The sequence below is a fragment of the Ornithinimicrobium cerasi genome (assembly GCF_003702705.1).
GTDB lineage: Bacteria > Actinomycetota > Actinomycetes > Actinomycetales > Dermatophilaceae > Ornithinicoccus > Ornithinicoccus cerasi.
The window spans coordinates 175,365-197,148 of sequence record NZ_QZMN01000007.1 but is presented as its reverse complement, the minus strand read 5'-3'; the positions used below and the strand labels follow the sequence as shown (position 1 = coordinate 197,148).

Here is a 21,784-nt window from a genome sequence, read left to right as displayed (position 1 = left end):
ACCCGTGAGCCTGATCACCCAGCCGACCCGCCACCGAGCCCGCTTCCACGACCTGACGGTCAGCGCCGTCGACCGGCTGACCGACGACGCGGTCGCCGTGTCCTTCGCGGTCCCGGACGAGCTCCGGGAGCTCTTCGACTTCGAGCCGGGGCAGCACCTGACCCTGCGCGCGACGGTCGACGGGCAGGACGTCCGCCGCTCCTACTCCTGCTGCATCTCGCGCGCGGAGTCGCGCCGTCGCCAGGAGGTGCGGGTGGCCTCCGCCCGGGTGCCGGGAGGGCTGATGTCGACGTGGCTGAACCGGGACGTCCGCCCCGGCGACGTCCTCCAGGTGATGGAGCCCCTCGGCTCGTTCACCTGCCCCACGGACCCGACCGCCCGCAAGCATCACGTCGGGTTCGCGGCCGGGTCGGGGATCACGCCCGTGCTCTCGATCCTCAGCACGGTGCTGGAGGAGGAGCCGGGGTCCCGCGTGACCCTGGTCTACGGCAACCGGCGCACCGACTCCATCATGTTCCTCGAGGAGCTGATGGACCTCAAGAACCGCTACCCGGGCCGTCTCGTCCTGCTCAACGTGCTCTCGCGCGAGGTCCAGGACGTGGAGCTGCTCACCGGGCGGATCGACCGGGACAAGGTCGAGGAGCTGCTGGCGACCTTCGTGCCGGAGGACGAGGTCGACGAGTGGTACCTGTGCGGGCCGTTCGGGATGGTCGAGAGCGTGCAGACGGCGCTGGCCGACCGTGGTGTGGACCCGCACCACGTGCACCACGAGATCTTCCACGTCGACGACGCGGGCGCGCCGGTCACGACCGCGCCCCCGGTGGAGGTCGACCCGAGCCGCCCGCCGGAGGCGGTGGCCACGGTCACCCTCGACGGGCGGACGACGACGGTCCCGATGCCGACGAAGGCCGAGACGATCCTGAACGCGACGCTCCGGGAGCGTCCGGACGCGCCGTTCTCGTGCACCGGCGGCATCTGCGGCACGTGCCGCGCCAAGGTGGTCGGCGGCGAGGTGCGGATGGACCGCAACTACGCCCTCGAGGAGGACGAGGTGGCCCGGGGCTACCGGCTCATGTGCCAGTCGCACCCGGTGAGCGACACGGTCGAGATCGACTACGACGCCTGAGCGGCGCTGACCCGACGCGCCCGGCGGGGTGCCCAGCGGAGCCGGCGCAGCGGGTCGAACGGGGTGAGCGCCGGCGGCGTCCTGCCGGTGAGCACCTGCTCGGCGAGCAGCTGCCCCGTCACCGGTCCCAGCGTGATGCCCCACATGCCGTGGCCCCCCGCCACGAACACCCGCTCCGACTCGGTCCGGCCGACGAGCGGCAGGCCGTCGGCGGTGCAGGGGCGTGAGCCGACCCACTCGTCCTGCCGGTCGTCGAGGTCCACCCCGCGCAGCAGCGGACGCGCCGACTCCACGATGGCGCGGATGCGGCGTGGGTCGAGCGGCGCGTCCGGGCGACGGAACTCCATCATCCCGGCGACCCGCACCCGGTCGCCGAGGGGTGTCAGCGCCACGCGCGCGGCGGGCAGGTAGACCGGGCCGGCGGGCACGTGATCGGCCGCCACGCTGAAGGAGTAGCCGCGGCCGGCCTGCACCACGTGCTGGACCCCGAACGGTGACACGAGGTCGCCCAGCCACGCACCGGTCGCCACCACGACGGCGTCGACGGTGCCCGCCCCGGGGCCGGTCGTCTCCACCCGCACGCCGGCGCCGCCGAGGTCCTCCAGCTCCAGGACCTCGGCGCCCGTGACGATCTGGGCGCCGCGGGCGCGGACCGCGGAGGCGAGGGACGCGACATACTCCACGGGGTTGAGGAAGCGCTGCCCGTGGATGAGGACGGCCGCCTGGACCGCCCCGGAGAGCGAGGGCTCCAGCGCGCGGGCCGCGTCGCCGCCGATGAGCTCGTGCTCGACGTGGCCCCCGGCGTGCTCGATGTGCGCGAACTCGTCGAGCAGCCCCTGCACGTCGCCGGCGCGGGAGTAGGCGGCGATGAACGGCTCCGCGTCCCGGACCCCCGCCTCGACACCGTGCGCGCCGAGGTGCTCGAAGGCGTCCAGCGCGTGCTCGTTGACGGGCAGGAGGGCGTGCATGGCGGTCCGCCACCGGCCGTCGGTGCTGTGCCGCAGGAACCCGGCCACGAAGCGGGCGAGCCGCGGGTCGGCCGTGGGCGGGACGTAGACGGGCGAGCTCGACGACAGGACCGCCCGGGCGCCGTAGCGCAGCACCGCCGGCTCGGGCAGGGGCGTCGCGATCGCCGGGGTCAACCATCCGGCGTTGCCCCACGAGGCACCGGCGCCGACGCCCTCGCGGTCGAGCACGGTGACCTCGGCCCCCCGCTCCTGCAGGAACCAGGCCGTCGCCAGCCCCACCATCCCCGCGCCGACCACCGCGACCCTGCGGGTGCCTCCCACCACGACCTCCTCGTCCGACCGTCCCGCGGCCATCGTCCCACCCGGGATCCCGGCGGGGGAGCCGGGGTGGGGCGGGCTCAGCCGCGCAGCTCGTGCCAGGTCACCCCGACCTCGAGGAGGAGCTCGCGCAGCAGCGGCAGGCTCACCCCGACCACCGCGTGGTAGTCACCCTCGATGGCGCTGACGTAGGCCCCGCCGAGGCTGTCGACGGTGAAGGCGCCCGCGACCTGCAGCGGCTCGCCCGTCGCGACGTAGTCGTCGATCTCCGCGTCGCTGAGACAGGCGAAGTGCACCACGGTCGAGGCCGTCGCCCCGAGCGTCCCCCCGGTGCCGTCCTCGCGGTTGTCCACGAGCCAGTGCCCGGTATGCAGCGTGCCGGACCGGCCCCGCATCCGCCGCCAGCGCTCGGTCGCCACGGCGGCGTCGCCGGGCTTGCCGTGGACCTCGCCGTCCAGCTCGAGCACCGAGTCGCAGCCCAGCACCAGGGCGTCCGGCTCCTCCCCGGCGACGACCGCCTCGCACTTGACCCGTGCCAGGGTGAGCGCGACCTCGGCGGGCGTCAGGTCGCCATACCTGAGGCGCGCCTGCGCCAGCGCCGCGTCCTCGTCCACGCCCGAGACCACGACCTCGGGCTCGACGCCCGCACCGCGCAGCGTGCTCAGCCGTGCGGGGGAGGCGGAGGCGAGGACGAGGGGGAGCGCCTCGGTCACAGCTCGCCGAGGACCGCGGCGCGCAGGGTGTCGAGCCCGACGCCGCCGACGTCGAGGGCGCGCCGGTGGAAGGCCTTGAGGTCGAAGGACTCGCCCTCGCGCCGTCGCAGCTCGTCGCGGAGCTCCAGCCAGAGCCGCTCGCCGACCTTGTACGCGGGCGCCTGGCCGGGCCAGCCGAGGTAGCGGTCCAGCTCGAAGCGCACGAAACCCTCGTCCATGTTGACGTGGTTGTTGAGGAACTCCCAGGCCTTGTCGTAGGTCCAGTCACCCCCGCCGACCTCCGCCGGCGCCTCGAAGCCGCAGTGCACACCGATGTCGAGCACGACCCGGGCGGCGCGCAGCGACTGGGCGTCGAGCAGGCCCATCCGGTTGCCGGGGTCGTCCATGTAGCCGAGGTCGGCCATCAGCCACTCGCTGTACAGCGCCCAGCCCTCGCCGTGGCCGGAGGTCCAGGACGCCAGCCGGCGCCACCGGTTGAGCAGCTCGGAGCGGTAGACGGTCTGACCGATCTGCAGGTGGTGGCCGGGGACGCCCTCGTGGTAGACGGTCGTCAGCTCGCGCCAGGTGGAGAAGCGGGTCACGCCCTTGGGCACCGACCACCACATGCGACCGGGACGGGAGAAGTCCTCGGAGGGGCCGGTGTAGTAGATGCCGCCGGTCTGGCTGGGGGCGATCAGGCACTCGATGCGTCGGATCGGCTCCGGGATGTCGAAGTGGGTGTCGCCGAGGTCGGCGACGGCCTCGTCCGCCCGCACCTGCATCCACTCCTTGAGGGCGGCCGTGCCGTCGAGCTGGTAGGCGGGGTCCTCGTCGAGGATCGCCACCGCCTCCTTGACGGTCGCGCCGGGGCGGACCCGGTCGGCGGTCTCCTCCATCATCGCGGTGATGCGCGCGAGCTCCTCCTGGCCCCAGCGGTAGGTCTCCTCGAGGTCGATGGTCGCGCCGAGGAAGGACCGGGAGCGCAGCTGGTAGAGCTCCCGCCCGCAGGCGTCGGACTCCGGCGCCTGCTCGGCCAGGCCGTCGAGGAAGGTCGCGAGGCTCCCGAAGGCGGCCCTGGCGGACCCGACCGCAGCCGCGAGCAGGCCGCGCACCTCCTGGGGCTGCCCCTCGGCCTCGGTGAGGAGGACGTCGAACGTGCTCGCCTCGTCCCCGGCCTGGTCACGGCACTGCTCGGCGACCCTCTCCACCTGCCGTCGGGGCGCGACCTGGCCTCGCTCGGCGGACCAGGTGAGGGCGGAGGCGTACTGCCTCAGGGCGGTGGGGACGGCGTCGAGGCGGGCGGCGACGGTGCGCCACTGCTCCTCGGTGTCCTTGCCCATGATGTCGAAGATGTCGCGGACCGCCTGGGTCGGCGAGGCGATGACGTTGAGGTCGACGGGCGCGCGCCCCTCGAGGACCAGGTCGGTCGACTCGACCTCCAGCCCGAGCCGCTCCTGCAGCGCGGCCGCGGTGACGCGGTCGACGTCGTCGACGGGCTCGAGGCGGGCGAGCTGCTCGAGGGTGCTCACCGCCTCTGCGCGCAGCGCGCGCAGCCCCTCGATCGACAGGTCGTCCAACCGGTGGTCCTGGCCGGCCACGCCGAGGTAGGTCGCCTCCAGCGGGCTCAGCGCCACCACGGCGTCGAGGTGCGCCTCGGCGAGACGGTCGATGTCGGTCTGCTCACGGGTCTGCTCGGTCACCAGGGCAACCTACCCTCCCTCCACCGGGCCCACGGTGTGCGCGTGTTCCTGCCGACCGGGCCCACGGTGTGCGCGTGTTCGTGCGGACCGGGCCCACGATGTGCCCCCGGCCGGACGGTCCGGGCTGGACGGCGTGCCTGCCTACCGTCTGCGCCAGCGAGCGGCGCCGACGCGGCCGACTGCCCAAGGACCACACTACGGACGTGCCCCCCTCCGATGCCCTCTCCGTCGTGACCCAGTTCCTCGACCGCGTCGAGGCCGGCGACAGGTCGGCGATTGACGACCTCATCTCGGAGGACCTGAACCACGCCTCCCCGTTGCAGGACAGGGATGGGTGGCGAGCCATCCTGACGATGATCGAGAACGACCTGGCCGGCGTCCACGTGGACCGCCACCACCTCCTCGGCGACGGTGGCCTCGTGGCTCACCACATGACGCTGCACGGCACGCACGTGGCGTCGACCATGCCCTGCTGCGAGGGGTCGAGCCGGCGGGCGTGCGCGTGTCCTGGACCTTCATGCACCTGTGGAGGGTGGCGGACGGACTGATCGTCGAGCACTGGGCCACCCGCGACGACCTCGGTGTGCTCCGGCAGCTCGAGGCCGGTGCGGTACGACATACCGTGGGTCCATGAGCGCGCGCGTCCTGTCGGTGAACCTCGCCCGGCCCAAGCCGGAGCCCGGGGGGAAGGGATATCGAACCGGAATCGACAAACGTCCGGTCGAGCGCATCGACGTCGTGCAACCAGGGCCGTCGTACGGCGACGGGTCCGGCGTGGCAGGCGATCACGTCGGTGACGCGCAGCACCACGGTGGTGCGAACAAGGCGGTCTATGCCTTCGCCCGGGAGGAGCTGGACCGGTGGGAGGGAGAGCTGCAGAGGGGGTTGTCCGACGGGACGTTCGGCGAGAACCTCACCACCCAGGACCTCGAGCTCGAGCGGCTGAGGATCAACCAGCGGCTGCGGGTCGGTGACGAGGTGGTCCTCGAGGTGTCGGTCCCGCGGACGCCGTGCGCGACGTTCGCGGGCCACCTGGGCGAGCGGGCGTGGGCGCGCCGGTTCACCGAGCACGGTCGGTGCGGGGTGTACCTGCGGGTGGTCGTGCCCGGCACCGTCGAGGCGGGCGCCGGCATCGAGCTGCTCGACCCACCCGTGCACGACGTCGACATGGTTACCGCCTTCGCGGCCGCGATGGGTGACGACGAGGCGGCTCGTCAGGTGGTGGAGGCACGCTGCCTGCCGGCGACGTACCACGAACGGCTGGTGCGTCGGCTGGGGACCAGGGCGCGCGCCTGACCCGTCTGGGCGGGCGGTGACACAGCGTGAGCCCGGTTGGGCGAAACGGCGACACACGATGGGCTCGGTGGCGGGAGGGGCGAGCACACCGTGGGCCCGGTGGGGGGAGGGGCGAGCACACCGTGGGCCCGGTGGGGGGAGGGGCGAGCACACCGTGGGCCCGGTGAGGGGAGGGGCGAGCACACCGTGGCCCCGGTGGGGGGAATCGGCGACACCCCGTGGGCTCGGTCAGCGGGGGAGGGCGGAGGCGCGCCAGCCGCCGGGGCCGACCGCGGGGCGCGGTCGGGCGAACCGGGACCGCGCGGTCCACAGCGTGCGAGGACGGCCGCTGCCCTGCTCCCCGCCGGACCCCCCGGACGCCGACAGCACCACGACGAGCGCCGCGAGCTGCTCCGGGGTCGGGTTGCCGCGCTCGACCCGGATCACCGGGCGGTCGTCCGCCGCACCGTCGCTCACAGCGGGATGTTCCCGTGCTTGCGCGGGGCCCGGTTGGAGCGCTTGGAGCGCAGGTGCCGCAACGCCCTGCCGACCTCCACCCTTGTCTGCGAGGGCTCGATGACGGCGTCCACGTAGCCGCGCTCGGCGGCGATGTAGGGGTTGGCGAGGGTGTCCTCGTACTCGCGGATCCGTCGCTGCCGCTCCGCCTCGACGTCGCCACCCTCGGCCGCGACCTGCGCCAGCTCGCGCCGGTAGAGGATGTTGGCGGCACCCTGGGCGCCCATGACCGCGATCTGCGCGGTCGGCCAGGCGAGGTTGATGTCGGCGCCGAGGTGCTTGGAACCCATGACGTCGTAGGCGCCGCCGTAGGCCTTGCGGGTGATCACGGTGACGAGCGGCACGGTCGCCTCGGCGTAGGCGTAGAGCAGCTTGGCCCCGCGGCGGATGATCCCGCCGAACTCCTGGTCGGTCCCGGGGAGGAACCCGGGCACGTCGACGAAGGTGAGGATCGGGATGTTGAAGGCGTCGCAGGTGCGCACGAACCGGGCCGCCTTCTCGGAGGCGTCGATGTCGAGGGTGCCGGCGAGCTGCATCGGCTGGTTGGCGACGACCCCGACCGAGCGCCCCTCGACCCGGCCGAAGCCCACGGTGATGTTCGGGGCGAAGAGCGGCTGGACCTCCAGGAACTCCCCGTCGTCCAGCACGGCCTCGACGGCGGTCCGGATGTCGTAGGGGACGTTGGCCGAGTCGGGGATGAGGGTGTTCAGCGCCTCGTCGTCCTCGGTGACCTCCTCGTCGGCCTCGACGTCCAGGGCCGGCGGGTCCTCCAGGTTGTTCTGGGGCAGGAAGCCGAGCAGCTCCCTGACGTAGTCGATCGCGTCCTCCTCGTCGGCACCCATGTAGTGCGCGACGCCCGAGGTCGTGTTGTGCGTCCGCGCCCCTCCCAGCTCCTCGAAGGTCACGTCCTCACCGGTCACCGTCTTGATGACGTCCGGACCGGTGATGAACATGTGCGAGGTCTGGTCGACCATCACCACGAAGTCGGTGATCGCCGGGGAGTAGACAGCCCCCCCGGCGCACGGGCCCAGGACGAGGGAGATCTGCGGGATCACCCCGGACGCGTGGACGTTGCGGCGGAAGATCTCGGCGTAGAGCCCCAGCGCGACGACCCCCTCCTGGATCCGGGCCCCGCCGGAGTCGTTGATGCCGACCACCGGGCACCCGATCTTCATCGCCAGGTCCATCACCTTGACGATCTTCTCGCCGAACACCTCGCCCAGCGAGCCGCCGAAGACGGTGAAGTCCTGCGCGAAGACGGCGATCGGCCGCCCGTCGACGGTCCCGTAGCCGGTGATCACGCCGTCGCCGTAGGGCCGGTTCCGCTCCTGCCCGAACGCCGTCGAGCGGTGCCGCGCCAGCGCGTCCAGCTCGGTGAACGAGCCCTCGTCGAGCAGCTGGTCGATCCGCTCCCGGGCTGTCTTCTTGCCCTTGGCGTGCTGCTTCTCCACGGCCTTCCCGGAGCCGGCGTGCTCCGCCTCCTCGACCCGGGCCCGGTAGTCGGCCAGCCGTCCGGCGGTGGTGCGCAGGTCGTGCCCTCCCGGGGCCGCGGTCACCTCATCGGCGTTGACGGTGTCGGTCATGGGGGACAACTTAGCCTTGCCCGCATGACCGCGCTGCGCTGGGCCGAGCCGGAGCACCACGAGACCATCGGCTCGACCAACACCGAGGCGATGGGCGACCCGCGCCCCGGCAGGGTGGTGGTCGCCGACCACCAGTCCGCGGGTCGGGGACGCCTCGGGCGCTCCTGGCACTCACCCCCCGGATCCGGTATGGCGATCAGCGCGGTGGTCCCCGCCGTCCCGACCGCGGTGCTCGGGTGGGTGCCGCTGGCGACCGGCCTGGCGCTCGCCGAGGCGCTGGCCGGGAGCCGCTGGCCCGTGACCACGGCCCTGAAGTGGCCCAACGACGTCCTCGTCCCCGTGCGGGACGGGACGGGGGAGGCGGCGGTGGTCGACCAGGACGGGCGGCGGTGGGGCAAGGTCGCGGGAGTCCTCTGCCAGGTGGCTGCGTCGGGGGCCGTGGTCGTGGGCACCGGGCTCAACGTGGACCACACCCCCGGTCAGCTGCCCGTCCCGACCGCGACGTCGTGGCGCCTCGCGCGGGCCCCCGGCCTGCCCGCCCCCCTGCCCGAGCAGGCCCGCACGGAGCTGCTGGCCGCCTACCTGGACCACCTGGCCACCTGGCACGAGCACCTGGCGGGCGGCGACGCCGGGGTGGTGCGAGCGGCATACCGGGAGCGGTGCCTGACCCTCGGGCGGCCGGTGCGGCTCCACCTGCCCGACGGCACCACGGTCACCGGCGTCGCCACCGACGTGGACGCGCGGGGAGCGCTGCTCGTCGACGGGCCCCGGGGGCGCGCCGCGTACCCGGCCGGTGACGTCGAGCACGTCCGCCCCCAGTAGCCTGACCGGCTATGGACGCGCCGACGATGCTGCAGCTGGTCCGCCACGGCGAGCAGGGCTCCGTCGTCGAGCTGGCCCTGGACCGGCCGGGCTCGCTGAACGCGATCAGCACCGCGTTCGCCGAGGAGATCACCGCCGCCACCGCGCGGCTCGCAGCCGACCCGACCGTGCGCGCCGTGGTGGTGACGAGCACGGGCGACCGGGCGTTCTGCGTCGGGGCCGACCTCAAGGAGCGCAACGGCTTCACCGACGCGCAGATGATGGACCACCGGCTGACCACCCGGCTGGCCTACCGCGGGGTGCTCGACCTGCCCGTCCCGGCGGTCGCGGCGGTGGAGGGCTTCGCCCTGGGGGGCGGGATGGAGATCGCGCTCAGCTGCGACCTGGTCGTCGCGGGGGAGGGCGCGACCGTCGGTCTGCCGGAGGTCGGGGTCGGTGTCATCCCGGGCGGAGGCGGCACCCAGCTGCTGACCCGTCGGGTGGGCTGGTCCCGGGCGGCGTCGATGATCTTCACCGGAGCCCGCCTCACCGCCGCGGAGGGGGCGGCCCTGGGCGTCCTCGACGAGGTGGTCCCGGCCGGCACCGCGCGGGAGCGCGCGCTCGAGATCGCGGCCCGGATCGCCGCGAACTCACCGGTGGCGGTCCGCAACGCCAAGAAGGCGATGCGGCTCGGGATGGGCACCGACCTGGCCTCGGGGCTGGAGATCGAGGACGCCTGCTGGCGGGCCACCGCGTTCAGCGGTGACCGCAGGGAGGGCGTGGCGGCCTTCGCCGAGAAGCGCACGCCGAACTGGCCGGGACGGTGAGCAGCCCGCATACTGACGGACCAGACGACCGGGACCGACCCATGAGAGGAGTGAGGACGTGACCAGGGTGCTGCTCGCCGAGGACGACCCGACCATCTCCGAGCCGCTGGCCCGGGCGCTGCGTCGCGAGGGCTACGAGGTGCTGATCGCCGCGGACGGCCGCTCGGCGCTGGCGGAGGCCACCCGCGAGCCGCCCTTCGACCTGCTCGTCCTCGACCTGGGGCTGCCCCTGCTGGACGGGCTCGACGTGTGCCGCTCGGTCCGCGAGGCCGGGGTCAGCGTCCCCGTGCTCATGCTCACCGCGCGCACCGACGAGATCGACACCGTGGTGGGTCTGGACGCGGGGGCCGACGACTACGTCGCCAAGCCGTTCCGCCTCGGTGAGCTGCTCGCCCGCGTGCGGGCGCTGCTGCGCCGGGGACCCGAGCCCCCGAGCGGGCGCAGCGCCGGCGGGGCCCTGCAGATGGACGTCCAGGCGCGTCGGGTGTTCCTGCACGACAAGGAGATCCGCCTCACCAGCAAGGAGTTCGAGCTGCTCCGCGTGCTGATGCGGGAGGAGGGCCGGGTGGTGTCCCGGGAGGTCCTCATGCGCGAGGTGTGGGACAGCTGGTTCGGCTCGACCAAGACCCTCGACATGCACGTCTCGGTGCTGCGACGCAAGATCGGTGACGACGCCAACGCCCCCAGCCACATCGTCACCGTCCGCGGGGTGGGCTTCCGCTTCCAGAACGAGCCGCAGGGCTGAGCCCGGTGCGGGCCGTCTTCCGCGAGCTCGCCGTCACCGTCACCGTCGTGGTGCTCGTGCTGGCGCTGGTCGTCGGCGGGGTCATCGCCTGGGTCCTCGTCGAGGCTCACCGGGCCGAGTGGCTGGGCACGGTGGGCACGCTGCCGACGTGGGCCGTCGGGGTCGGGGTCGTGCTCGGCACCTCCGTCGTCGCCCTCTCCGGCCTCGCGGTCGCCCGGTCGCTGGCCGACCGGTCGGCGGAGACCGTCGCCGACCCGCTGCGCCGCCTCGCCCACCGCACCGACGAGATGGCCTCGGGAGGCTTCGCGCTCGACCCGCAGGCGCGACCCGGACGGCTCGTGGAGCTGGAGCCCTGGCGCGGAGGGATCCGCGAGATCGACGCCGTGGCCCGCGAGGTGGACCGCCACCACAGCACCTTCGCGCGGGCGCTGGTGTCCGAGCGCTCCTTCGCCGCCGACGCCTCGCACCAGCTGCGTACCCCTCTGTCGGCCCTGCTGCTGCGGCTGGAGGAGATCGCCCAGGCCGACGACGCGTCGCTCGCGCGGGCCGAGGCGGAGATCGCGATCAGCCAGGTGGAGCGGCTCAGCGGGGTGGTGGACGAGCTGCTGCGTCGCACCCGTCCGGGGCACGCGAGCGGGGGCGCCCTCAGCGCGGTCGACGCCGTGCTCGCCGGGCTCGACGAGGAGTGGGGACCGGCCTTCGCCGAGGCCGGCCGACGGATCCGGCTCACCTGCGAGCGGGGCGTGATCGTCGAGGCCAGCGCCTCGGCCCTGTCCCAGGTCCTCAACACCCTCGTCGAGAACGCCCTCGTCCACGGTGCCGGGGAGGTCTCCCTGCACGTGGCGCGGTCCGGGCCGTCGGCGGTCTTCACCGTCCGCGACGAGGGTCCCGGCATCCCCGCCCAGCTGGCGCGGGTCATCTTCGAGCGGGCCGTCACGACCGGCCGGGGGACCGGGCTGGGCCTCGCCGTCGCGCGCGAGACCGCGGAGTCGGTCGGAGGACGCCTGGAGCTGACCCGCACCAGCCCCCCGGTGTTCGCGGTCTACCTGCCGCTGGCCGACACGCCCTGACGACGGGCCGCGCGGCGGGCCAGGCGGGCAGTGTCGCGCTCCTCCCGGGCGGCGGCGCGCCGCAGCCGCTCCTCGGCGTCCAGCTCCCCGCGGAAGACGAAGGTGCGGTAGGCCCAGAACCGGAAGAGGGTCCCGAGCACGAGGCCGATGCCGTTGCCGGAGATGTTGTCCGCGAGCTGGCTGTCCAGCCCCAGGACGTAGCGGGAGAAGGCGAGGCAGGCCAGCGCGATGGCCAGGCCCACGGCGTTGAAGAGGACGAACAGCCCGAACTCGTGCGCCATCGGCTCGCTGAGGCGGTGCCGGAAGGTCCACAGCCGGTTGCCGAGCCAGGAGACCACGGTGGCGGTGCTGGTCGCGACCACCTTGCCGGTGAGCGGGTGGTCGTGCAGCACACCGTCGCCCAGACCGGGCACCCCGAAGACGAGGACGTTGTAGAGGACCAGGTCGACGACGAAGGCCACCGCCCCGACGGTGCCGAACTTCGCCAGCTCGCGGACCAGCACCTCGTAGGTCGCCCGCAGACGGGCGAGCAGCGAGGGGGTCTGGGCGGTCACCGGGGGAGTGTACGTGCCTGCGCTGGGTAGGGTTCCCCCGTGACCACACCCACCCCCCTGCGCGCGGAGGGCGGCTTCCCGGTCGTCGGCATCGTGGGCGGCGGCCAGCTGGCGCGGATGTGCCAGCCGCCGGCCGTCGCGCTCTCCGTGACCCTGTCGGTCCTCGCCGAGTCCGAGACGGCCAGCGCTGCCCTCGTCGTGCCGCACAGCCCGGTCGGCGAGCACACCGACCTCGAGGCCCTGCGGGAGTGGGCCAGGCACTGCGACGTGGTCACCTTCGACCACGAGCACGTGCCCCAGGAGGTGCTCACCGCGCTGGCCGCCGACGGCGTCAACCTCCATCCCGGCCCCGAGGCGCTCGTCTTCGCCCAGGACAAGCTGGCGATGCGCCGGCGCCTGACCGAGCTGGGCATCCCCTGCCCCCGCTGGGCGCGGGCGCGGGACGCCGGGGACGTCGAGGCCTTCGCCGCCGAGGTCGGCTGGCCGGTGGTGGCCAAGACCCCGCGCGGCGGGTACGACGGCAAGGGGGTGAGGGTATGCCGCTCGGTCGCCGAGCTCGACGACTGGCTCGCCGCCGTCGGGGAGCCCGGCTCGCTCGAGGACGGGGTCCTGCTGGAGGAGGCCGTCGACTTCACCCGCGAGCTCGCGGCCCTCGTCGCGCGCTCCCCGTCGGGCCAGGCCGCCGCCTGGCCGATCGTCCACACGGTGCAGTCCGGCGGGATCAACACCGAGGTGCTCGCGCCCGCGCCCGGGCTCGACGAGCAGGTCGCGGTCGCGGCCGCCGAGGGCGCCCTGCGGATCGCGGGTGCGCTCGGGGTCACCGGCGTCCTGGCGGTGGAGCTGTTCGAGGTGCGCGACGGGGAGACCGGCGCCCCGGCATACCTCGTCAACGAGCTGGCGATGCGCCCCCACAACAGCGGGCACTGGACCATCGAGGGCTCGGTGACCAGCCAGTTCGAGCAGCATCTGCGGGCCGTGCTCGACCTGCCGCTGGGCGACCCCTCGGCGCGGGACCGGTGGACCGTGATGGCCAACGTGCTCGGTGGCGACGACGAGGACCTGTACCCCACCTACCGGCACCTCATGGCCCGCGACCCCGGCCTGAAGATCCACCTCTACGGCAAGGGGGTGCGGCCCGGGCGCAAGCTGGGTCACGTCACCGTGTTCGGTGCCGGGGAGGACGAGGCGTCGTTGGAGGACCTGCGCGAGCGGGCCCGGCACGCGGCCGACTACCTGCAGGGAGTGGTGAGGGAATGAGCACGGGCACCGGCACGGACGGCTACCACGCCACGGACGGCACGGCGCGACCGCTCGTCGGCCTGGTCATGGGCAGCGACAGCGACTGGCCGGTCATGGAGGCGGCGGCGCAGGTGCTGGAGGAGTTCGGCGTGCCCTACGAGGCCGACGTCGTGTCCGCGCACCGGATGCCCGTCGAGATGATCGACTACGGGCGGTCGGCGGCCGACCGCGGGCTGCGGGTGATCGTCGCCGGGGCTGGCGGGGCGGCGCACCTGCCGGGGATGCTGGCCTCGGTCACGGTGCTGCCGGTCATCGGTGTCCCGGTGCCGCTGAAGCACCTCGACGGCATGGACTCGCTGCTGTCGATCGTCCAGATGCCGGCCGGGATCCCGGTCGCGACGGTGTCGGTCGCCGGTGCGCGCAACGCAGGCCTGCTGGCCGTGCGGATCCTCGCCTCCGGCGAGGGGGAGCGGTCGGCGGCGTGGCGCGAGCGGCTGGGCACCTTCGCCGACAACCTGCGCGACCAGGCCCACGCCAAGGGCGCGCGCCTGCGGGAGCGGCGGGACGGCTGAGGCCGGGCCCGCGTGCACGAGCCACTCGGGTGGGTGGCCCCGGCACGCCGGACGCCGGTATGCCGTGCACGAGCCACTCGGGTGGGTGGCCGCGGGACGCCGGAGCGACCGCGCCCCGCGGGGTCGTTCGCACTACGTTGGGGCCATGCGCTTCGGAATGTTCGTGCCCCAGGGCTGGCGGATGGACCTCGTCGGCATCGCCCCCGAGCAGCAGTGGGGGGTGATGCTCGACCTCGCCCAGCGGCTGGACGCCGAGGAGGCGTGGGAGTCGCTGTGGGTCTACGACCACGTCCACACCACCCCCGAACCGACCGGGGAGGCCACCCACGAGGCCTGGACGCTGATGGCCGCCTTCGCCGCCACGACCGGCCGGGTGCGCCTGGGCCAGATGTGCACCTGCATGAGCTACCGCCAGCCGACCTACCTGGCCAAGGTGGCCGCGACCACCGACGTCATCTCCGGCGGCCGGGTCGAGATGGGGATCGGCGCGGGCTGGTACGAGCACGAGTGGCGCGCCTACGGCTACGGCTTCCCGCGCGCGGGTGAGCGGCTGGCGCGGCTGCGGGAGGGCGTCGAGGTCTTCCGGCAGATGTGGACCACCGGTTCGGCCACCCTCGACGGGGAGCACTACCAGGTGGACGGGGCGATGTGCTGGCCCCGGCCCCTGCAGGGGACCGCGTTCGCGGGCAGCGAGCGCAACGGCATACCGATGTGGATCGCCGGGGGTGGTGAGCGGAAGACGCTGCGGATCGCCGCGGAGTACGCCGACTACACCAACTTCGACGGCGCCCCCGAGGGGTTCGAGCACAAGTCGGAGGTCCTGCGCGGCCACTGCGAGGACGTCGGCCGCGACTACGGCTCGATCGTCCGCTCCGCCAACTACAACGTCGTCATCGGCCGGGACGAGTCCGAGGTGGAGGAGCGGCTGGCCGGGATCAAGGACCGGTTCCTCCAGGCGGGTCTGGGCGAGGACCGGGCCGAGGGCCAGGTGCGCAGCCTGCGCACCCAGCCCGCGGTCGGCACCCCCGAGCAGGTCGTGGAGACCCTGCGCCGCCTCGAGGGTCTGGGTATGACGTACGCGATCACCTACTTCGCCGAGGCGGCGTACGACACGTCCGGCATCGAGCTCTTCGAGGACGAGGTCATCCCCGAGCTCGCCGGCTGAGCGGCGCGGTGGGCGGCGATCGCCCAGCCCCACGCGAGGGGGAGCAGCGCGCTGCCGAGCGAGGTGACGGTGGTGATGAGGAAGACCCCGGGAAGGAAGGCCACCAGGAGCACGGCGCTGACCCGGGGGCGGAACCCGCGACGGAGCAGCAGGGATCCTAGGAGAATTCCGCCCAGGCCGATGATGAGCATCGCGCCCACTCCGACGAGGAACATCACGTCCATCCAGCGTGGGGTGAAGTAGTCCCCCACCACGGACACGGTCATCAGCACGTGGCCGGCCAGGACCACGTGCCACAGCCGCCGCTCCAGGCCGGTGGGGCCGCGCCGCTGGTACACCAGGAACGCGGCCAGGGTGAGCGCCACGCAGACGGGCGTCCACAGCTTGCCGTACGTGATGTAGACGGTCCACGGGTCGCTCCAGTCGAACAGCGGGCCGAGGGCCTGGGAGGTGGGCTCGGCCCAGAGCCGGGTCAGTGGCGCCTCCTGCCAGTCCTCGGGATGGGAGAGCCCGCGCGCGACCGCGTGGAGCTGCCCACCGACCGTGCCGACGGCGGCGGTCGTCCAGGCTGCGCGGCTGATCCACCGGGCTGTGCTGGGCGTGGTGACGTTCATCATCGTTCTCCTTCGTCGAACCGCCACCGGTGCGGTGGCGACCCTCTCGACGCTAGGGACAGCGGCCGCACGACGTCGTCCGGCCCGAGCACGAGGACACGGTGGACCAGAGGCGGACGGCCGAGTCCTCCCGACGTAGGACGACCGCGACGGTCGCTGCGGCGTAGCGTCACTTCCGTGAGCCGCCGGAGCTGGGCCCTCGACGTCGCGCTGGCGACGGCCGTCCTGGTGCTCGGGCAGCTCGAGGCGTGGACGGGGCTGGGTGCCTCGCACCGTCAGGGTCCGGAGTGGGCGCAGGCGCTGCTGTATGCCGTGACCGCGCTGCTCCTCCTCGGTCGTCGATGGCGTCCGCTGGGGATGCTGTCGGCCATGGTGGTCGTCAGCGTGGTGGAGTTCGCCCTGGTGGGGGCGCCGGAGGGCAACGCCGTCGTCCTGGCTCCGGCGATCGCCATCTGGACGGCCGCCCGCCTGCTCCCGTGGCGACGGTCCTGGATCGCGCTGGCGCTCGCGACCGTGCTGCACGCGTCATGGGCGTCCCTGGACCCGGTGAACTCCACGCTGGTCGAGTGGGCTGCGTCGTGGGTCTGGTTCTCGCCGGTGCTGGTCGTCTGGCTGGCGGGGGCGCTCGTGCGGACCACCGGCCTCAACCGCGAGCAGCGCCGGGTGAACCTGGTGCAGCGGGAGACCCAGGCGGTGGCCGAGGAACGCAACCGGATCGCCCGGGAGCTCCACGACGTGCTCGGGCACAGCGTCTCGGTGATGACGGTGCAGGCCTCGGCGGTCCGTCGCCGCCTGCTGCCGGGCCAGGACACCGAGCGTGAGGCGCTCGAGAGCGTCGAGTCGACGGGCCGCGAGGCCCTGGCCGAGATGCGCCGCCTGGTCAGCGTCCTGCGCGGGGACGAGGAGGCGGACCTGCGGCCCCAGCCGAGGCTGGCCGAGGCGGACCGGCTGGCCGACCAGTTCCGCGCGGCCGGGCTCCCGGTGTCGCTCGTGGTGACCGGACCCGTGGGCGAGCTGCCCCCCGGCCCCGACCTCACGGCATACCGGGTGGTGCAGGAGGGCCTGACCAACACGCTGCGGCACGCGCGGGAGCCCCGGCGCGCCGAGGTGACGGTCGACGTCCGGCCGGACCGGGTCGACCTCGCCGTCCGCGACGACGGTCGCCCGGGCCAGGTGGACGGCGAGAGGACGCACGGCACCGGGCTGCGGGGGCTCCGCGAGCGACTGACCGCGTACGGCGGGTCGCTGCGAGCCGGTCCCTGCCCAGGCGGTGGGTTCGAGCTCGTCGCGACGCTGCCGCTGGAGCGCTCGTGAGCTCGGTGGTGGGGCGCGAGGAGCCGATCGACGTGCTCATCGTCGACGACCAGGCGCTGGTGCGACGCGGTTTCCGGATGATCCTCGAGATCGAGCCGGACCTGAGGGTCGTGGGGGAGGCCGAGGACGGGGAGCGGGCGGTGCGGCTGGCCGTCGAGCTGCGCCCGGACATCGTCCTCATGGACGTCCGGATGCCCGTCCTGGACGGGATCGAGGCGACCCGCCAGGTGACCGCGAGGTGCGGGACCGGGACGCGGGTCGTCATGCTGACCACCTTCGACCTGGACGACTACGTCTACCGCGCCCTCGAGGCGGGCGCGAGCGGCTTCGTCCTCAAGGACGTCCGGCCCGAGCTCCTGGTCTCCGGCCTGCGTTCCGTCCACCACGGCGAGGCCCTGCTCGGGCCGACCGTGACCAGCCGCCTCATCGAGTCCTACCTCGGGCGCACCCCCGGCGGCGAGGCGCCGGACCCGGAGCGAGTCCGGGCGCTCGCCTCGCTCACCGCACGGGAGCGGGAGGTGCTGGACCTGGTCGCGCGGGGACTGAGCAACGCCGAGATCGCGCGCGAGATCTACGTGTCCGAGACGACCGTCAAGACCCACGTCAGCCGGGTGCTGATGAAGCTCGGGCTGCGCGACCGGGTGCAGGCGGTGATCTTCGTGCACGAGACCGGGGTGCCGCTGCACGACCGGTCGCGGCGCCCGGAGAACCCTGGCTGACGTGCACGTCACCCAGGCCGGGAGGCCCCGCGACCGGCGAGTAGTCTGCGCTCCATGAGCGACTTCGACCTGTTCCGGATCAACGAGGACCACGAGGCCCTGCGCGAGGCCGTGCGCGAGGTGGCGGACGAGCAGATCGCCCCGTGGGCGGCGCAGGTGGACGAGGACAGCCGGTTCCCGCACGAGGCGCTGAAGGCGCTCACCGCCACCGACTTCCACGCCCCGCACATCGCCGAGGAGTACGACGGCGTCGGCGCGGACGCGCTGGCCACCTGCATCGTCATCGAGGAGGTCGCCCGCGTCTGCGCGAGCTCCTCGCTCATCCCGGCGGTGAACAAGCTCGGCACGATGCCGCTCATCCTGGCCGCCAGCGAGGAGGTCAAGCAGAAGTACCTGCCGCCGGTCGCGCGCGGGGAGGCGATGTTCTCCTACGGGCTCTCCGAGGCCGGCGCCGGCTCCGACACCGCGGGGATGACCTGCAGGGCGATCGAGCAGCCCGACGGGTCGTTCCTGCTCAACGGGCAGAAGTCGTGGATCACCAACGCCGGCGAGTCGGAGTACTACACCGTGCTGGCCGTCACCGACCCCGACGGTCAGCGGGGCCGCAACGTCACCGCGTTCGTCGTGGAGAAGTCCGACGAGGGCTTCACCTTCGGGGCGCCGGAGAAGAAGCTCGGCATCAAGGGCAGCCCCACCCGCGAGCTGCACTTCGCCGACTGCCGGATCCCCGGGGACCGGATGGTCGGCGAGCCGGGGGAGGGCCTGAAGATCGCGCTGCGCACGCTGGACCACACCCGCGTCACCATCGGGGCGCAGGCCGTCGGCATCGCCCAGGGAGCCCTGGACGCGGCGCTCGCCTACGTCAAGGAGCGCCAGCAGTTCGGGAAGCGGATCGCCGAGTTCCAGGGGATCCAGTTCATGCTCGCCGACATGGGCATGAAGCTGGAGGCCGCCCGTCAGCTGGTCTACGTCGCGGCCGCCAGGTCCGAGCGCGGTGACGCGGACCTGCCGTTCTTCGGCGCGGCCGCCAAGTGCTTCGCCTCCGACGTGGCCATGGAGGTCACCACCGACGCGGTCCAGCTCTTCGGCGGCTACGGCTACACCAAGGACTTCCCGGTGGAGCGGATGATGCGCGACGCCAAGATCACCCAGATCTACGAGGGCACCAACCAGGTCCAGCGCATCGTCATGGCCCGCCAGCTGCTCAAGGGCTAAACCCCTCGCGCGCCCGCCCGCGCACCGTCATGCTCGTCCCATGGGCGAGGCGAGCTGGCGGACGGTCACGGAGACGGCGGAGCGGCTGGAGGCGGAGGAGGCCTTCTCCGGCATCCTCCGGGTGACGCGCGGGGACGAGGTGCTGCACGAGTCCTGCCACGGGTTCGCCAACCGGGGTGACGGCATACCCGTGCGCCCGACCACCCGGTTCGCCACGGCGTCGCTGAGCAAGATGTTCACCGCCGTCGGCGTCCTCGACGCCGTCGGGCGGGGCGAGGTCGGCCTGCACGACGCCGTCGTCGACGTCCTGCCGCCGGACAGGCGGCCGACGACCCTGCGCGAGGACGTCACCGTGCACCACCTGCTCTCGCACACCTCGGGGATCGCCGACTACTTCGAGGAGGACGAGAACCTCCCGGGCCACCGCGAGGACATGGACGACATCTGGGCGACGCTGCCGAACTACACCGTGCGGGACTACGTCGCCCTGCTGCCGCTCTTCGCCGACCTGCCGCCCGTGTGCCCTCCGGGGAGCGCCTACCACTACAGCAACGCCGGTTTCGTGCTGCTCGGGCTCCTCCTGGCGACGGTGTCGGGTCTGCCGTTCACCGAGGCGGTGGAGACCCGCGTGCTCGCGCCGGCCGGGATGACCGCCAGCGGCTACCCCGCCTTCGACGAGGTCCACGCCGACGTCGCGCAGGGCTACCTGCCGCCGCTGACCGACGGCGGACCCTGGCGCACCAACATCTACTCGGTCCACCCGGTCGGTGGCGGGGACGGCGGCGCCGTCGTCACCGCGCAGGACGTCGAGGTGTTCCTGCGCGCCCTGCACCGCGGCGGGGTATGGCGTGAGGTCACCCCCGAGCTGGTGCTCACCCCGCGGGTGCGGGCCGGGGGCCGGTGGTCCTCGGGCTACGGGGTGGACGTGCGCGACGACGGGGTCCTCGGCAAGGACGGGGGCGATCCGGGGGTGGCCGCGGTCTCCCGCTACCGGCCGGGGACCGATACCACGGCGGTCCTGCTGGCCAACGTCGACTGGGACACCGTGCCGGGCCTGCCGGACCTCGCGAACCTCCTCATCGGCACCGCCCTGGAGGACTGATCAGCCGGAGTCGCCGTCGCTGTCGCTGTCGGGCTCGGTCACGGCCGGCTCGCCGGTGACCCGGCCGACGATGAGCGGGGACCCGCCAGGCTCGGTGCGCGCGACCACGAGGTCCTCGCGCTGCTCCAGGACGGACTCGCCGTAGAAGTAGCGCACCGTGATGCCGACGGCCACGGACCCGTCCTCCGCCGGCTCCGTCGTCACCTGGTCCCACTCCACCCGGGTGAGGCCGTCGGAGATCCCCGGGTCGACGTCGGCGTCCGGCCCGAGGTACTGGCGCGCGGCGTCGAGGCCACCGGGGGGCAGCAGGGTCTGGTAGAAGGTGCGGGCGAGGTCGCCCGCCTCCTCGGGCGTCACGGCCCGCGCGTCGCCGGCCGGGGCGGTGGACGTGGTCCCCGACCCGTCACCCGGCCCGTCACCGGTCGTGGCGATGGTCCACACCAGCCAGCCGAGCAGCGCCGCCAGGGGCAGCGCGAGCAGCCAGACGGCGATGGTGCCCCAGCGCGGCCGCGAGCGGGCGGGCCCCCGGGGTGGGGCGACGGTGGGTCGCGCCCGACCGGGACGGGCCGCGCGGGCGTGGCTCCCCTCGACGACCGGCACCTGCCGGGTGGTGCCGACAGGGTGGTGCTGCTGGGTGTCCGTGCCGGCGTCCGCCCAGCCCGCGGCACCCGCCGCGACCCCGGCGGCGGCTGCCCCGGCCGCCCCCGTCCCGGCGGCGTCCGCCCAGGTGGGCGGGGTGCCGGCCGGACCCGCCCCGCGCCGACCCTCCGCGGTCTCCCCGCCCCCGGCGATCGTCCGGAGGGCGGCGGCGGCACGCTCCGCGCTCCAGCGCTGCTGCGGGTCACCGTGCAGCATGCCCGCCAGGACCGGCGTCAGAGGCCCGGCGAGCCGCGGCTCGGCAGGGGCCTCGCGCACGATCGTGTGCAGCTGGGCCACCGCGTTGGGCGCGTCCGGGAAGGGGCGTCGCCCCTCGACGGCGGCGTAGAGCGTGGCGCCCAGCGCCCAGACGTCCGAGGCCTGGGTGGGGTCCTCGCCCTGAGCCATCTCGGGGGAGAAGTAGGCCGCGGTGCCGCTCACCAGGCCGGTCCGCGTCAGCTGGTGGTCGCCCTCGGCGCGCGCGATGCCGAAGTCGGTGAGCTTGGCGTGGGTGCCGGTCTCGTCGGTGAGGAGCACGTTGCCGGGCTTGACGTCCCGGTGCAGCACCCCCGCCCCGTGGGCCGCCGCGAGGGCGGTGGCCACCTGGGCCCCGATCGTCGCCACGCGCTCCGGCGGGAGCACGGTCCCCCCGTCGATGAGGTCGGCGAGCGAGGGCCCGGGGACGTACTCCATGACGATCCACGGCGACCCCTCGTGCTCGAAGGCGTCGTAGACCCGCACCACGTGGTCGTGGGCGAGGGCCGCGCTGGTCCTGGCCTCGCGCATGCCGCGCGTCAGCAGGATCTCGGTGTCGGTCTCCCCGGACACCTTCTTCAGGGCGACCTCGCGGCCGAGGTTCTCGTCCCGCGCCAGCCACACGATCCCGCCACCCCCGCGGCCGAGCGTGCGCTCGATCCGGTAGCGCCCGGCGACCAGGGTGGGGTCGTCGGCGAGCGGGGCGGTCGTGGTGGTCTCCAGGTCGGGGTCGGGCTCGGTGGCCACGTCCGTTCACCTCCCGTCGGTCTGTGGTGGG

General features: G+C 73.7%; 23 protein-coding genes. 15 read left to right on the top strand and 8 right to left on the bottom strand.

Going from position 1 to position 21,784, the window contains the following annotated elements:
* Positions 1-4: 4 nt before the first annotated feature.
* Positions 5-1,126, top strand: coding sequence for a 1,2-phenylacetyl-CoA epoxidase subunit PaaE (gene paaE / locus D4B81_RS10130; protein WP_122262399.1), 1,122 nt, complete (start codon positions 5-7; stop codon positions 1,124-1,126).
* Here the strand turns inward: paaE and D4B81_RS10125 are convergent.
* The 3 genes from D4B81_RS10125 to D4B81_RS10115 all read right to left on the bottom strand — a co-directional run bounded on the left by D4B81_RS10125 (position 1,114) and on the right by D4B81_RS10115 (position 4,804).
* Positions 1,114-2,415, bottom strand: a complete 1,302-nt coding sequence (locus tag D4B81_RS10125) for an NAD(P)/FAD-dependent oxidoreductase (RefSeq protein ID WP_272914065.1) — start codon at positions 2,413-2,415, stop codon at positions 1,114-1,116. The two genes, paaE and D4B81_RS10125, sit on opposite strands and share 13 nt — an antisense overlap.
* Positions 2,416-2,492: 77 nt before the next feature.
* On the bottom strand, positions 2,493-3,125 hold the full coding sequence (locus tag D4B81_RS10120; protein ID WP_122262395.1) for a Maf family protein: 633 nt from the start codon (positions 3,123-3,125) through the stop codon (positions 2,493-2,495).
* On the bottom strand, positions 3,122-4,804 hold the full coding sequence (locus D4B81_RS10115) for a DUF885 domain-containing protein (RefSeq protein ID WP_122262393.1): 1,683 nt from the start codon (positions 4,802-4,804) through the stop codon (positions 3,122-3,124). Before D4B81_RS10115 ends, D4B81_RS10120 begins: the two co-directional genes overlap by 4 nt.
* Before the next feature lie 203 nt (positions 4,805-5,007).
* Here D4B81_RS10115 and D4B81_RS10110 point away from each other — a divergent pair, with 203 nt between their 5' ends.
* From D4B81_RS10110 to D4B81_RS10100, 3 genes are read left to right on the top strand one after another with little or no spacing between them, the layout of a single operon-like run.
* Entirely contained in the window at positions 5,008-5,352 is a 345-nt protein-coding gene (locus D4B81_RS10110; protein ID WP_161965108.1) for a nuclear transport factor 2 family protein, read from the top strand.
* A complete protein-coding gene (locus D4B81_RS19310) occupies positions 5,322-5,438 on the top strand; it encodes a hypothetical protein (RefSeq protein ID WP_419866237.1) in 117 nt (38 codons plus the stop codon). Before D4B81_RS10110 ends, D4B81_RS19310 begins: the two co-directional genes overlap by 31 nt.
* Positions 5,435-6,100 (top strand): MOSC domain-containing protein, encoded by a 666-nt coding sequence (locus D4B81_RS10100; RefSeq protein WP_122262390.1) that lies wholly within the window; start codon positions 5,435-5,437, stop codon positions 6,098-6,100. Before D4B81_RS19310 ends, D4B81_RS10100 begins: the two co-directional genes overlap by 4 nt.
* Positions 6,101-6,328: 228 nt before the next feature.
* Here the strand turns inward: D4B81_RS10100 and D4B81_RS10095 are convergent, their stop codons facing one another.
* Complete coding sequence (locus D4B81_RS10095) at positions 6,329-6,556, bottom strand: acyl-CoA carboxylase subunit epsilon (RefSeq protein ID WP_122262388.1); 228 nt, start codon at positions 6,554-6,556, stop codon at positions 6,329-6,331.
* Positions 6,553-8,178 (bottom strand): acyl-CoA carboxylase subunit beta, encoded by a 1,626-nt coding sequence (locus D4B81_RS10090; RefSeq protein ID WP_122262386.1) that lies wholly within the window; start codon positions 8,176-8,178, stop codon positions 6,553-6,555. The genes D4B81_RS10095 and D4B81_RS10090 overlap by 4 nt, the downstream gene beginning before the upstream one ends.
* 24 nt (positions 8,179-8,202) lie before the next feature.
* On the opposite strand from D4B81_RS10090, the gene D4B81_RS10085 reads away from it, so the two are divergent.
* From D4B81_RS10085 to D4B81_RS10070, 4 genes are read left to right on the top strand one after another with little or no spacing between them, the layout of a single operon-like run.
* Positions 8,203-9,000 carry a biotin--[acetyl-CoA-carboxylase] ligase gene (locus D4B81_RS10085; protein WP_122262384.1) on the top strand — a complete coding sequence of 266 codons (798 nt, stop codon included), beginning with the start codon at positions 8,203-8,205 and terminating at the stop codon, positions 8,998-9,000.
* An 11-nt stretch (positions 9,001-9,011) separates the two neighbouring features.
* Positions 9,012-9,806 (top strand): enoyl-CoA hydratase/isomerase family protein, encoded by a 795-nt coding sequence (locus D4B81_RS10080; RefSeq protein ID WP_122262382.1) that lies wholly within the window; start codon positions 9,012-9,014, stop codon positions 9,804-9,806.
* A 58-nt stretch (positions 9,807-9,864) separates the two neighbouring features.
* Entirely contained in the window at positions 9,865-10,551 is a 687-nt protein-coding gene (locus D4B81_RS10075) for a response regulator transcription factor (protein WP_122262380.1), read from the top strand.
* Between the two features lie 5 nt (positions 10,552-10,556).
* Positions 10,557-11,621, top strand: coding sequence for a sensor histidine kinase (locus D4B81_RS10070; RefSeq protein WP_122262378.1), 1,065 nt, complete (start codon positions 10,557-10,559; stop codon positions 11,619-11,621).
* On the opposite strand, the gene D4B81_RS10065 is transcribed toward D4B81_RS10070, so the two are convergent.
* Positions 11,594-12,175, bottom strand: a complete 582-nt coding sequence (locus D4B81_RS10065; protein ID WP_202613644.1) for a GtrA family protein — start codon at positions 12,173-12,175, stop codon at positions 11,594-11,596. The two genes, D4B81_RS10070 and D4B81_RS10065, sit on opposite strands and share 28 nt — an antisense overlap.
* 39 nt (positions 12,176-12,214) lie before the next feature.
* On the opposite strand from D4B81_RS10065, the gene D4B81_RS10060 reads away from it, so the two are divergent.
* The 3 genes from D4B81_RS10060 (at position 12,215) to D4B81_RS10050 (ending at position 15,151) form a co-directional block, all read left to right on the top strand.
* Complete coding sequence (locus D4B81_RS10060) at positions 12,215-13,432, top strand: 5-(carboxyamino)imidazole ribonucleotide synthase (protein WP_122262376.1); 1,218 nt, start codon at positions 12,215-12,217, stop codon at positions 13,430-13,432.
* Positions 13,429-13,986: a 5-(carboxyamino)imidazole ribonucleotide mutase gene (gene purE / locus D4B81_RS10055; RefSeq protein ID WP_122262374.1), complete on the top strand. Its 558-nt coding sequence runs from the start codon at positions 13,429-13,431 to the stop codon at positions 13,984-13,986. Before D4B81_RS10060 ends, purE begins: the two co-directional genes overlap by 4 nt.
* A 145-nt stretch (positions 13,987-14,131) precedes the next feature.
* A complete protein-coding gene (locus D4B81_RS10050; RefSeq protein WP_122262372.1) occupies positions 14,132-15,151 on the top strand; it encodes an LLM class F420-dependent oxidoreductase in 1,020 nt (339 codons plus the stop codon).
* Here the strand turns inward: D4B81_RS10050 and D4B81_RS18105 are convergent.
* Positions 15,073-15,765, bottom strand: a complete 693-nt coding sequence (locus D4B81_RS18105) for a hypothetical protein (RefSeq protein WP_161965106.1) — start codon at positions 15,763-15,765, stop codon at positions 15,073-15,075. The genes D4B81_RS10050 and D4B81_RS18105 overlap by 79 nt on opposite strands.
* A 177-nt stretch (positions 15,766-15,942) precedes the next feature.
* Here D4B81_RS18105 and D4B81_RS10040 point away from each other — a divergent pair, with 177 nt between their 5' ends.
* From D4B81_RS10040 to D4B81_RS10025, 4 genes are read left to right on the top strand one after another with little or no spacing between them, the layout of a single operon-like run.
* A complete protein-coding gene (locus tag D4B81_RS10040; protein WP_161965105.1) occupies positions 15,943-17,079 on the top strand; it encodes a sensor histidine kinase in 1,137 nt (378 codons plus the stop codon).
* Entirely contained in the window at positions 17,076-17,798 is a 723-nt protein-coding gene (locus D4B81_RS10035; RefSeq protein WP_237565928.1) for a response regulator, read from the top strand. Before D4B81_RS10040 ends, D4B81_RS10035 begins: the two co-directional genes overlap by 4 nt.
* Positions 17,799-17,852: 54 nt before the next feature.
* A complete protein-coding gene (locus D4B81_RS10030) occupies positions 17,853-19,013 on the top strand; it encodes an acyl-CoA dehydrogenase family protein (protein ID WP_122262366.1) in 1,161 nt (386 codons plus the stop codon).
* A 40-nt stretch (positions 19,014-19,053) separates the two neighbouring features.
* Entirely contained in the window at positions 19,054-20,115 is a 1,062-nt protein-coding gene (locus D4B81_RS10025; protein WP_122262365.1) for a serine hydrolase domain-containing protein, read from the top strand.
* Here D4B81_RS10025 and D4B81_RS10020 read toward each other — a convergent pair whose 3' ends face one another.
* Complete coding sequence (locus D4B81_RS10020; protein ID WP_122262363.1) at positions 20,116-21,753, bottom strand: serine/threonine-protein kinase; 1,638 nt, start codon at positions 21,751-21,753, stop codon at positions 20,116-20,118.
* Between the last annotated feature and the right edge of the window lie 31 nt (positions 21,754-21,784).